Genomic DNA, 12,025 nt, shown 5'->3' on the forward strand with positions numbered 1-12,025 from the left:
TATTATATCTTTTAAAATTAGATTTCGCACTATAACAAAATATTGTATTAATATATTAAATCTTTATATAGACAATGATAGAATAATTTAAACTATGGCACAAATTTAGAAAATGAATGACGATATTGAAACAAGACCTGTTTTACTTGCAACCAACCCTTTTTTACGTAAAAAAACCAAAATCGTTGAAAAAGAGGATTTGAAAGACGTAAAAGAACTTTTACCCATGATGTTTGAAACCATGTACAAGGCAGGTGGTATCGGTTTGGCTGCTCCTCAGGTTGGAATTGGGCTGAGATTTTTCGTTATTGATCTCATGCATAATAATCAGTCAGAAAAAATTGTCATTATAAATCCTGAAATTATTGAGAAATCAGAAGAATTGGAAAGTTATAAAGAAGGTTGCCTGTCTTTTCCAGATCAATATTCCGATGTAATTCGCCCTGAAAAAATTAAAATCAACTATATGGATATCAATGGAAGTCGCCAAGAAATGGAGGCTGATGGATTGCTTGCACGTTGTATTCAACATGAAACAGATCATCTTGATGGAATATTGTTTGTGGATCATATTTCAAGCCTTAAACGTAACATTATTATGCGTAAAATTATCAAAGAGCAAAAAAGACACCGCTAATTATATATACGAGAAGCTAGGATGCGTATTGTCTTCATGGGAACACCGGATTTTGCTGTTCCCGCTTTACAGGCACTTTATCAAGCCGGACATGAAATTGTTGCCGTATATTGTCAACCTCCCCGCCCTGCTGGCAGAGGGAGGAAAATAACCCCCTGTGCCGTGCAAAATATTGCCGAGCAATTGGATATTCCCGTCTTTTCACCAATCGAATTAAAAAACCAGCCAAAAGAATTTGAACAGTTCGCCTCTTTTAATCCTGATATAGCCATTGTTGCAGCTTACGGACTTATTCTACCTGAGGAAATACTTACACTACCTAAATTAGGCTGTATCAATATCCATGCAAGTCTTCTTCCACGCTGGCGAGGAGCCTCGCCCATTCAGACGGCAATCTGGTCAGGTGACCAAAAATCAGGTGTCAGCATAATGCAGATGGACAAAGGTCTTGACACAGGAGCCGTTTATATTGAAAAGTCTATTCCAATTACAAAAAAAACGACAACTCAAATCCTTCACGATCAACTTGCGCAATTAGGGGGTGAACTCATACTTGAAACCCTTTCAGAATTGACAAAAAATCCAAATTCAAAACCCGCTCCACAATTATCAGGGCTCGCAACCTACGCTAGGCAATTGACAAAAGAGGATGGCAAAATTGATTGGAATCAATCAGCTGAATCTATTGATCGACAAATTCGTGCCCTGACACCCTGGCCTGGGACATTCTGCTTTCTAGAAGGAAAATTACTTAAGATTCTTAAAGCTGAGCTCAGCTCTCAATTAAGCATGGCAGAATCTGGAACAATTATACATCCTGATTTTTATGTGGCATGTGGTAAAAATCAGGTCCTTAAAATTCTGGAATTACAATTGGCTGGAAAGAAAAAAATGCCAATCAATGAATTTCTCAAAGGTTATCATCTCAAATTAAATACAAAACTTGTCTAATGAATTTTACCATACAAAGATGGGCCGTCAAAATCGAATATGATGGTACAGGTCTTGTTGGATGGCAACGGCAGGATAACGGCCTTTCTGTTCAGCAAATATTAGAAGAGGCTGCCTGCAAACTATGCAACGGTCAATTTAAAATAGCCAGCATTACCGCCGGCCGGACAGATGCGGGTGTTCATGCCTTGGGACAAGTGGCCCATCTTGATTTTCCGGCACATATACCCTTAACAGCCAAAAAAATTCGCGATGGCTTAAATTACTATATGAAACCTCATGCCGTTACAATCTTGCAATCAGGGCTGGTTGATGCAGAGTGGAATGCACGTTTTTCTGCAATAAAACGAAAATATATTTATGTCATCCTCAACCGTCAGAGCCGTCCTGCTTTGGATATTAAGCATGTATGGCATGTACGAAAGAAATTAAATGTCGATGCTATGAACGAAGCTGCTCAAACCTTATTGGGAAGCCATGATTTTACATCATTCAGAGCTACTGCATGTCAGGCAAAGTCACCAATCCGTATTTTGGACAAATTTAACGTTTATCAAATTGATGATAAAATTTATTTTGAAACACAGGCCCGTTCATTTTTACATCATCAAGTACGTAATATGGTAGGAACCCTTAAAATGATTGGAGACGGATATTGGCCAATAAAACAGGCCTATGCAATTTTACAGGGTAGAGATAGAAAATTGGCAGGAATCAAAGCTCCTGCAACAGGTTTGTTCCTCAAGGAAATAACCTATCCGGATGACCCTTTTCAGTGAACAGCTGACAATTCATGTGATAATCTGACAAGTGTATCACTGTTACAAATTGACAAAACAAACAACAATATTACTTCTGAAAAAAACAAACTGATAACAACGATTAGAGATTGTCTATTGTTAATCTGTAATCCCACTTTAATTGTCATCCATGATATCCAGATCATGTAAGCCAGATATAAAATCATTAAAACCGCCATAAAGCCCAATATAATTGATGGCGTAAAACCAGGTAACGATACAATCATCATACCTATAATCAAATCTAAAATTGGCATCCATTGACACCAACAATAACTTGAAACTGTTCTTTTCCAAAATCTTTCCTTATGCCAAAGAACGGAAAAAGAATGAATCAAAATCGGTATAAGTAATACTGTACATAATTTATACAAAAATAATGATATGGTAAAAATAAATAAATATGCTTTTTTTGCCTGAACAACACTTAATATATTAAAACCATCAATGACCACCAATAATGCTATCCACGGTGCCAGAGCACTTAACACTCCATCTGTTGAAGAAGGAAACAAATTTATCCCTTCTTCCTTACCACCACCCAGAGCAAGCATTCCCTTGAAAATATCTTTGAGCTTTGAATCAGAAGATTTTTTTTGATTATTTGAATTAAGTGTCATAGGAAATAATTTTTCAAAAACTGTGTGTAAATTGAACTTAATTTTTTTAAATCTTCAGTGGGTACAGCTTCATTCGCTTTATGCATAGTTTGCCCGACAAGACCAAATTCAGCAACATTACAATAATTTGAAATAAACCGAGCATCGGAGGTTCCCCCCCCTGTATCCAGACGTGGTTTAACAGATGATATTTTTTCAATTGCCAAACGAATTGCCTGCACTTCATTTCCTGGTTCAGTCAAAAAAGCCTCACCAGATACAACTATATCTATTTGACAATGTTCTGCAACACGTCTGGCTTGAGTTTCAATCCAGCCTATTAAAGAATTCCCATTATGTAAATGATTAAAACGAATATTTAATCGCGCTGTCGCAGTGGCAGGAATTAAATTTGTCGTTTTATTCCCTACATCAATAGATGTCACTTGAACAGATGAAGGCTGAAACCATTTATTCCCCTTATCCAAAGGTAATATTGTTAAAGATGTTAATATTTCCATCAATTTATGAATTGGATTATCTGCAAGATGAGGATAGGCGACATGTCCTTGGGTACCTTCAACAGTAATAACCGCATTCAAACTACCCCGACGCCCAATTTTAATTACATCGCCCAACTCCTGTGCTGATGTTGGTTCACCCACCAGACAAAAATCAGGAATATGATTCTTTTTCTTCATCCACTCAAGCACTTTAACAGTACCATTAACACCAGGCCCTTCTTCATCCCCGGTAATCAAAAAACTTAATGACCCAGTAAAATTAACTTGAAGAGATAGGAAATTTTCAACCGCTGTCACAAATGCAGCAATGCCACCTTTCATATCACAGGCACCACGTCCGTAAATGATATTATCTTCAATAACGCCTTGAAAAGGATTATGTTGCCAATGATTATTTCCCGCAGGAACAACATCTGTATGACCAGCAAAACATAAATGTGGCTTTCCTGTCCCGTAACGCGCAAAAAAATTCAAAACGTTGTCATTACCTTCACCATAAGGCAAATCATATATTTCAAAACCAATCTTTTTCAGTCTTGTTTTTAAAATATCCTGCGCTCCAAGATCTTGTGGTGTAACTGACGGACAACGAATCAGATCTTGCAATAGCTTCACGGGATCGTGCATATTAAATGGAACCAATCTTTTTCAGTATTTAACTTCTTAACAGCTCATTGATTGAAGTTTTTGAGCGTGTCCTTTCATCTACACGTTTGATAATAACCGCGCAAGCCAATCCAGGTAAAGTATTGCCGTCTTCACTTATCGCTTTTTTAGGCGGAAGGGTTCCGGGAACAACAACTGAATAAGCTGGTACCCGTCCCATGAACACTTCTCCGGTATTACGATCAATTACTTTCGTTGACGCACCTAAAAATACACCCATTGAAAGGACACTGCCTTTTTCAACAATAACTCCCTCTGCCACTTCACAGCGGGCTCCGATAAAACAATCATCTTCAATAATGACTGGAGCAGCCTGCAGGGGTTCCAATACTCCACCAATACCCACACCACCACTGATATGACAGTTTTTACCGATTTGTGCACAGCTCCCAACCGTTACCCAAGTGTCAATCATGGTTCCACTATCCACATAGGCACCCACATTGACAAAACTTGGCATCAAAACGACATTTGAAGCAATATAGGCTGAACGACGTACAATTGATCCTGGAACAGCACGAAAACCGGCTTTGGCAAAATCGGCATCCCCCCAGTTGTTAAATTTTAATGAAACTTTATCATAAGCGGCAATGCCAATTTCACTTTTCATCGCATGATTATCGTAAAGACGAAAAGACAAAAGTACCGCCTTTTTAATCCATTCATGTATTGTCCATTTTTGATCGGCTTGTGTTGCAACCCGTAACTTGCCAATATCAAGAAGATTTAATACTTGATCGACCGTTTCCCTTGCAACTCCCTGTGTTGTGGGCGATAATTGGGCCCGATTTTCCCATAATTTATCAATTTCATTTTGCAAGGCATCTATATCTGTCATAAATTTTTTCCCTTATCAAATAATAAAATAATTTATATTATAATACTCTACCAGAACGAATTAAGGTCCCTGATCCACCCTCAGTAAATAATTCCAGTAAACAGGCATGTGGTACTCGTCCATCCATAATTACTGCAGCTTGGGCGCCAGCTTTAACTGCCTCTAGACATGTTTCAATCTTTGGAATCATTCCACCTGTTATAATTCCTGATGCTATTGCTTCCTTGGCTTCCTCTTCCGTTAATTCAGAAATAAGATTTCCATCTTTATCCAAGACACCCGGTACATCAGTTAACATAAATAATCTTGATGCCCTGACTGCCCCGGCAATTGACCCTGCGGCAATATCGGCATTAATATTATAGGTTTGCCCCTGTTTATCGGTTCCAATAGGTGCGACAACAGGAATTAGTCCAGAACCAGATAAAGCATATAAAACCCTAGGATCAATATGAACAGGTTCACCAACCAGTCCCAAGTCAATTGTTTTCTCACACTGGAGAGTTTCATCCCAGACATGTTTAACAAGCTTGTGCGCCTCGATTAAGCCGCCGTCCTTACCTGATATACCCACTGCCAAAGCGCCAGCCTGATTAATGAGGGTCGCAACCTGCTTGTTGACTGTCCCGGCCAGAACCATTTCAATCACATCAATTATAGCCTCACTCGTAATACGCAAACCATCAATGAAATTCGATTCAATTTCCATCCGCTTCAGCATTTGATTTATTTGGGGACCTCCCCCATGAACAATTATTGGATTGATTCCAACCTGTTTCAAAAGCGCAATATCATGACCGAAATCGTTTGACAAGTGATTGTCAACCATGGCATGACCACCATATTTGATAACAATCGTATCACCCGTATAGCGTCTTAAATATGGCAGGGCTCTTGCAAGCGTCTTGGCTTGTTCATGCGCCTCTTTGGCAGCTTCCTTAACTGACTCTAACGATTGATGATTACCCATAATAGTTAAATCCTGATGATTCTCTTAGATAAGCTGAGCCAAATCAGCCCGAAGTTCTTGAATACCTATATTTTTTTGACTGCTTGTAAAACGTATATAAGGATAGGCAGCAGTATGTTTTGCAATCAAGTCCTTTATCTCTTGTTCTTTTTGTGAAAATTGAACCGAGCTCAAACCATCACATTTTGTCATTACAATCTGAAATGTAACAGCCGCTCTATCCAATAAATTCATAATCTGATGATCACTTTCTTTTAGCTCTATACGAGCGTCAAGCAAAAGCATAACCCTTAAAAGCGTTGGTCTTCCCCTTAAAAAGGAAAACATCATCTTTTGCCAATCTTTTTTAACGGATTGAGAGGCCTTGGCATAACCATAGCCTGGCATATCAACAAAGACCAAACAACCACCAATATTGAAAAAATTCAATTGTTGAGTTCTTCCTGGCTCTGAAGAAGCTCTTGCCAGCGTTTTTTGCCCTGTTAACGCATTAATCAAACTCGATTTACCTACATTTGAACGTCCGGCAAAAGCAACTTCCGGTAATAAGGAAGGTTCAAGCTGATTTAACCGTTGTGCACCAAAGAAAAATTTTGCTTCTCGAGAAAAAAGAAGCCGCCCAGCTTCAATAAACTGGGCATTTTCATCATTTTGATGAGTGGATATGCCATTTTTTGAAAACATGGCTACCTATCCTTTTTTTGATTTAGAAATGGCTTGTTTTTCCTTGATTGCCATATGTTTTTGAATAACAAGCTGCTGAATTGCTGTTAACAGGTTGTTCCAACTATAATAAATTACCAATCCAACAGGTTGCGTAGCCAGTACAACCGTAAAAATAACTGGCATCAATTGAAACATTTTCTTCTGGACAGGATCAATTACGGCAGGATTCAATTTTTGCTGCAAGAACATTGTTGTCCCAAATAACAAAGGCCAGATACCGACATGCAACAAAGGTGAAATAACAGAAGGATCAAAAGGAATAAGACCAAATAAATTCAGTATATTCGTTGGATCCGGGGCTGACAAATCATGAATCCATCCAAAAAACGGCGCATGGCGCATTTCAATTGTGACGTACAAATCCTTATACAAACACCAGAAAATCGGAATCTGAATTAACATCGGCAAACAACCACTGGCAGGATTTACCCCCTGCTCCTTGTACAATAGCATCATCTGCTGATTCATCTGTGTCTGGTCGCCTTTATAGCGTTCACGAATTTCTTTCATTTTTGGCTGCAATTCTTTCATCTTGCCCATCGAATGAAATTGTTTTGAAGCCAAAGGATAAAAAACAAGTTTTACAATCAAGGTAAATGTTAATAAAGCAAGACCGAAATTACCCCATAAACCATTTAACCAATCCAGAACGATAAAAATTGGATAGGTAAGAAATGAAAACCACCCGAAATCAACAGATTTCCAGAAATTGGGAATATGATATTCTTTTTCATAGCGGTTAAGAAGGTGAAGTTCTTTCGCGCCAGAAAATACATTTCCATCCGTTACGACAACCTCACCAGGTCCTACAGAAATTGGCTGTTGTGAAGTAAAACCAACCTGGTATGTCCCTTTTTGATTTTCTGAATTTCCTGAATTATCTGCATGATCTTCTGGAACAAATCCATAATGAACTGTTACATTCTTATCCTGTTGTGGAACAATGGCATTTAACCAGTATTTATCGGTTATACCCGCCCATCCCCCTTTACTGTTCTGACTCCAGGCAATATGATGTTCCCCTTTGGAATTTTCCCGCAGATATTTATAGGAATTTTGTTCCAGACGATCATTTATAATTCCTAATGGCCCTTCATGCATTAAATATCCACCAACCTCTTTTGGTGCATATCCACGATTAACACGTCCATAAAAAACAAAATGAACAGATTGACTTGATTTATTTTTAACCTTTTGCTCAACATGAAAAAGATATTCCTTATCAAGTGAAATAATTTTCTGGAATTCAATTCCTGCACCATTATCCCAAGTCAGGGTTAAAGGATGGCCAGGAGTTAATTTTTCTTCATCTGCCTTCCATACAGAAGTTGAATCAGGAAATTTAACAGACGTATTATCCGTATTAAACCAACCTGTTTCAATATAATTGGGTTCTTTACTATCTGCCTTGTCAAGGACTCTAACCAATGGTGAATCAGCTTTAACCGTTTCATGATAGTTTTTTAAAACCAAATCATCGAAAACAGCACCCCGAAGATTGATTGATCCTTTTACAGCGTTTGCCTCAAAAGGAATTCTTATTTCAGGACCAGTCACTTTTGCTATTGTTTTAATTTCATGAGGAATATTGGATTGGGACTGTCCGGTTCCAGTTTGTTGAGTCACCTGTTTTTCATTTTCATGCACTGAAGACGTTTGAGGCGTAAAATATTCAAATGCAAAAAGAATTAAAACAGAAAGTAAAGTCGCCAGAAAAAAGCGCTTATTATCCATTCAAAGCCAGCCAATCATTCTTTGTTTTAAAAACTAATAACTTGTTTTTTTGGGAGGAACAGGGTCATGTCCACCCGCATTCCAAGGGTTACATCGCAAAATGCGCCATCCACCCAATAAAATGCCCTTTACAACACCATGTTGTTCTATAGCTATCTTCATATATTCACTACAACTTGGATTAAAACGACAATTATGTCCCAAAAATGGGCTTATACACAACCGATAAAAATCAATTGAATGAATAAGCATTTTTTTCATTTACGCATCAAATTTCATGCCAGCCTTCTTTAAAGCCTGGTAAAAATCGTGGACGATATGGGGATAAGGTTTTGAAAAAGTTTTATTACGTCCTATTAGAACCAAATCAACCCCACATAGACATATTTCTTTTCCAGCTTGATAAATCACGGCTCGTAACCGGCGTTTTATACGGTTTCGTACAACCGCGTTTCCTACTTTTTTTGTTACGGTAAACCCTACCCTTCCCGGTTGATTATCATGCCTGTTCAAGAATTGTAATACCAAACTGGATGTAGGGATTTTTTGCCCTTGAGCAGCCACTTTCAAAAAGTGCACTCTTTTTTTCAAGTGTAAAAGCTTAAAATCGGATTGAATTGACTGAACCCTTTGTAACCTTATCTTTCTAAAAAGTCGTTCTGACAAAGCAGATCTTACGCAGAAAGACGTTTACGACCTTTGGCCCTACGACTTGAAATAACCTTACGACCGCCAACAGTAGCCATACGTGCACGAAAACCGTGGCGATGTTTACGAACAATTTTGGAAGGTTGATAGGTACGCTTCACGAAATTTCTCCTTAAAAATATTGCAAATTGTATTTATTCCAGAATAAGCCATCAAAGGTCAACAGAATAATAACTCTTAAAAAGCTGTTTATAATCTGATTATGGGAAATCGTCAATCAAACTCAATAGCCATAAAATGTTTTTTATGATATTTTAAGAGAATTACTCAATATATATAATGCTTGAAAATGACATTTCATAAAAATCAATTCCATTTATGCAAAAATTTATTAAATTATGTTGTCTATTTGCTTGAAGGCGTTTTGGTTTATTTAATTTTAATGTTACTCTATAAATACAATTTAGATATAAAGCTGATTTTGCTGTCTGGTTGCCTGATTTTTTGCGCAACTCTTTTTCTAATGAATTTCTTGTTTCAATCGCAAATATATAAAGTTAAAAACAATCATTATCGACAACTTTCACTTTTAAGACATGATGTTAAGGGTTTGTTATCGCCAGCCTTATTACAGGCCGATCGCATCATCCTCCATAAATCTGCTGATAAAAAAATTATTCAATCAGCAGAATCAATCGCCAGTTCTATTGAAAAAACTTCTGATTATCTAAATGCCACAAAAAAGATTGATAATTTATTCTAATCATTTTGAATGAGTTCAATTTTGTAACCGTCTGGATCCTCCACAAAAGCTATGAATGTTTTTCCAAATTTAACGGGTCCTGGTTCACGAGTAATTTTGCCACCCGATTGTCTAATTTTCTCAACCAATTGGGTAACATCATCAACACCAAAAGCAAGATGACCAAATCCTGTTCCCACATTATAAGGCGTTTCACATCCCCAATTATAGGTCAGTTCGAGTTCTGCCACACCTTTGTCATTACCTTGATAAGCCATATAAACCAATGTATACTTACCCTCTGGCACATCCTTACGACGCACTTCATGAAGCCCCAGCATTTTATAAAATGAAATGGACTTGTCAAGATCGAAAACCCGAAGCATTGTATGTAAAAACATTGACATTCAATTTTCCTTACGCAAATATTTTTGTTCAAATGTCACAGGATTATAGCTTAACAGAAACAGGCCTTTTTGATTTGCAATTGCAACCATTTCGTCTTTGTGGATTAATAATGTTCCCTCTGCCTCGAAGGCGATACCTCTTAATCCGGAATAATGGGCATTATATACCGTTTTTGGACCAATGGTTGGCATATCGGCTTTTCGTTCCTGATTCGGTTTGACCTGTTTGATCAAAATGCCGCCCAAACCTGGTTGCTGACAGTCTTTTGCCCGTTTTAACATGGCATCAGTTCCTTCCATGGCTTCCACAGCAATAACCAATTCATTTTGAACAATACATGCCTGTCCAATATCAAGCTCTCCCATAACTTTATTAATTTTAATTCCTTTAGCAATATCCTGTAAAGCCAATTTATCTGGAATAACATCTCCTAAAATTCCCTCATATACAGGCTGTAAAAATTCATGAGCTCCTCGTACTGTAAACCCTTCCTCATTTAGCACACGAACAAGGGAGGCAAGCAATCCATCATCTCCAGCAAAAAGGGCCTTACCTATTTTTCCTAATATTCTTACCCCTTCCGGGTCTGGACGAAGATCAAAAAACGATGGTCGTTTCACTGGTCCAATCAAGACAAGTTCTTTACAATTATTCTGGCGTAAAGTATTTAGAATATGTCCTGCAGCGGCTAATCTTACATATTCATGTGGCCAAGAGCTGACAATATGAGGTTCTGCAAAATCCTTAAAAGCCACAATAAAAATAGAATATCCTTTTTTCTTTGCAGCTTCTGCAACCTTTCCTGGCAAAGGTCCTCCTCCTGCCAAGATACCTAAAACAGGCTGTTGTCGGTTTTTATCCATCTAATATTTAATCATCATTTTCAGAAGAGGAAATCATGCGTCCAACTTTAACCAATCCACGTCGGCTCGGATTCTGAATAAAATCCAGTATTTCCTTTACACGCTCAATATGTCCATATTTTTCGTGCACTAATTTCAACCGTTCATCAAAAACCATTTCTTGTTCATTTTCTTTCGGGAAAAGAATTCGATAAACGCCTCTTAAAGCATGCAACTCCTGATTTTTAACCCCATTTCTTTTCAGCCATATCCAATGCATTCCCACCAAACGGGCCCGATTACCTATTACACTACCGTAGGGTATGACATCAGATTCAACTCCTGTTACACCCCCTACCAATGCCCCTCTACCAATTCTTACGAATTGATGAATAGCTGCACATCCCATAATTCGAGCATCATCATCTATGTGAACATGTCCCCCTAGGACAACATTGTTCACAATGATCACTCTATCTCCTAAATAGCAATCATGTGCAATATGAGAGTTAACCATTATCAGACAATCGGAACCTACGCGGGTCACCCCATTTCCGATAGCTGTTCCGCGATGAATTGTCACTTGTTCCCGAACAATGGTACGGGCACCAATGATACAGCTTGTCAACTCACCTTTATATTTCAAATCTTGCGGGGCCAGACCAATTGTAGAGAATGGATAATAGACTGAATCTTTACCCAAAACAGTTTTTCCCTCGACAATGACATTTGCTATAAGTTTTGCACCATCTTCAACAACAACATCATCACCAACAATACACCATGGACCAATATGTATTCCCTGTCCCAACTTAGCTTTTTCAGACACAATTGCCGATGGATGGATATAACAATCACGAGAGGAACGATTTATTTGTATATTTTTTGTCAGAGTTTCCTCCATCCCCTTAAAAAACTTTAAAACAACTCAATACTTATA

The 12,025-nt window shown here is 37.9% G+C and carries 16 protein-coding genes; 4 read left to right on the forward strand and 12 right to left on the reverse strand.

Translation table 11 applies throughout. The features are described from left to right. Positions 1-112: 112 nt before the first annotated feature. From def to truA, 3 genes are read left to right on the forward strand one after another with little or no spacing between them, the layout of a single operon-like run. Positions 113-637 (forward strand): peptide deformylase, encoded by a 525-nt coding sequence (gene def, locus H3T44_RS00950; RefSeq protein ID WP_198195600.1) that lies wholly within the window; start codon positions 113-115, stop codon positions 635-637. A 21-nt stretch (positions 638-658) separates the two neighbouring features. Continuing rightward, positions 659-1,588, forward strand: a complete 930-nt coding sequence (fmt, locus tag H3T44_RS00955) for a methionyl-tRNA formyltransferase (RefSeq protein WP_198195602.1) — start codon at positions 659-661, stop codon at positions 1,586-1,588. Next, complete coding sequence (gene truA, locus H3T44_RS00960) at positions 1,588-2,367, forward strand: tRNA pseudouridine(38-40) synthase TruA (protein ID WP_198195604.1); 780 nt, start codon at positions 1,588-1,590, stop codon at positions 2,365-2,367. The genes fmt and truA overlap by 1 nt, the downstream gene beginning before the upstream one ends. On the opposite strand, the gene H3T44_RS00965 is transcribed toward truA, so the two are convergent. Genes H3T44_RS00965 through rpmH form a run of 9 tightly spaced genes read right to left on the reverse strand, consistent with a single transcriptional unit; the run spans position 2,361 to position 9,254 of the window. Next, positions 2,361-3,008, reverse strand: a complete 648-nt coding sequence (locus tag H3T44_RS00965; RefSeq protein WP_198195606.1) for a hypothetical protein — start codon at positions 3,006-3,008, stop codon at positions 2,361-2,363. The genes truA and H3T44_RS00965 overlap by 7 nt on opposite strands. Beyond that, positions 3,005-4,138, reverse strand: coding sequence for a succinyl-diaminopimelate desuccinylase (gene dapE / locus H3T44_RS00970; RefSeq protein WP_198195608.1), 1,134 nt, complete (start codon positions 4,136-4,138; stop codon positions 3,005-3,007). Before dapE ends, H3T44_RS00965 begins: the two co-directional genes overlap by 4 nt. Positions 4,139-4,166: 28 nt before the next feature. Further along, positions 4,167-5,015 (reverse strand): 2,3,4,5-tetrahydropyridine-2,6-dicarboxylate N-succinyltransferase, encoded by an 849-nt coding sequence (dapD, locus tag H3T44_RS00975; protein WP_198195610.1) that lies wholly within the window; start codon positions 5,013-5,015, stop codon positions 4,167-4,169. Positions 5,016-5,052: 37 nt separating this feature from the next. Beyond that, positions 5,053-5,985 carry an acetylglutamate kinase gene (argB, locus tag H3T44_RS00980; RefSeq protein WP_155566917.1) on the reverse strand — a complete coding sequence of 311 codons (933 nt, stop codon included), beginning with the start codon at positions 5,983-5,985 and terminating at the stop codon, positions 5,053-5,055. 24 nt (positions 5,986-6,009) lie between these two features. Then, positions 6,010-6,669, reverse strand: coding sequence for a ribosome biogenesis GTP-binding protein YihA/YsxC (gene yihA / locus H3T44_RS00985; RefSeq protein ID WP_198195612.1), 660 nt, complete (start codon positions 6,667-6,669; stop codon positions 6,010-6,012). Between the two features lie 6 nt (positions 6,670-6,675). Next, positions 6,676-8,445: a membrane protein insertase YidC gene (gene yidC / locus H3T44_RS00990; protein ID WP_198195614.1), complete on the reverse strand. Its 1,770-nt coding sequence runs from the start codon at positions 8,443-8,445 to the stop codon at positions 6,676-6,678. A gap of 33 nt (positions 8,446-8,478) precedes the next feature. Further along, entirely contained in the window at positions 8,479-8,706 is a 228-nt protein-coding gene (yidD, locus tag H3T44_RS00995; RefSeq protein WP_198195616.1) for a membrane protein insertion efficiency factor YidD, read from the reverse strand. Beyond that, positions 8,707-9,063 carry a ribonuclease P protein component gene (gene rnpA, locus H3T44_RS01000; protein ID WP_110438592.1) on the reverse strand — a complete coding sequence of 119 codons (357 nt, stop codon included), beginning with the start codon at positions 9,061-9,063 and terminating at the stop codon, positions 8,707-8,709. Positions 9,064-9,119: 56 nt separating this feature from the next. Next, positions 9,120-9,254 carry a 50S ribosomal protein L34 gene (gene rpmH, locus H3T44_RS01005; RefSeq protein WP_110438144.1) on the reverse strand — a complete coding sequence of 45 codons (135 nt, stop codon included), beginning with the start codon at positions 9,252-9,254 and terminating at the stop codon, positions 9,120-9,122. 371 nt (positions 9,255-9,625) lie between these two features. On the opposite strand from rpmH, the gene H3T44_RS01010 reads away from it, so the two are divergent. Next, the gene (locus tag H3T44_RS01010) at positions 9,626-9,856 is read left to right on the forward strand and encodes a hypothetical protein (RefSeq protein WP_232347471.1); all 231 of its coding nucleotides are present in this window, start codon (positions 9,626-9,628) and stop codon (positions 9,854-9,856) included. On the opposite strand, the gene gloA is transcribed toward H3T44_RS01010, so the two are convergent. From gloA to lpxA, 3 genes are read right to left on the reverse strand one after another with little or no spacing between them, the layout of a single operon-like run. Continuing rightward, positions 9,853-10,242: a lactoylglutathione lyase gene (gloA, locus tag H3T44_RS01015; protein WP_198195619.1), complete on the reverse strand. Its 390-nt coding sequence runs from the start codon at positions 10,240-10,242 to the stop codon at positions 9,853-9,855. The two genes, H3T44_RS01010 and gloA, sit on opposite strands and share 4 nt — an antisense overlap. Then, the gene (locus H3T44_RS01020) at positions 10,243-11,106 is read right to left on the reverse strand and encodes an LpxI family protein (RefSeq protein WP_110438147.1); all 864 of its coding nucleotides are present in this window, start codon (positions 11,104-11,106) and stop codon (positions 10,243-10,245) included. Between the two features lie 7 nt (positions 11,107-11,113). Further along, positions 11,114-11,989, reverse strand: a complete 876-nt coding sequence (lpxA, locus tag H3T44_RS01025) for an acyl-ACP--UDP-N-acetylglucosamine O-acyltransferase (protein ID WP_155568217.1) — start codon at positions 11,987-11,989, stop codon at positions 11,114-11,116. Positions 11,990-12,025: the final 36 nt, after the last annotated feature.

It is taken from the genome of Commensalibacter sp. M0355, from assembly GCF_016101365.1.
Classification (GTDB): Bacteria; Pseudomonadota; Alphaproteobacteria; order Acetobacterales; family Acetobacteraceae; genus Commensalibacter; species Commensalibacter melissae.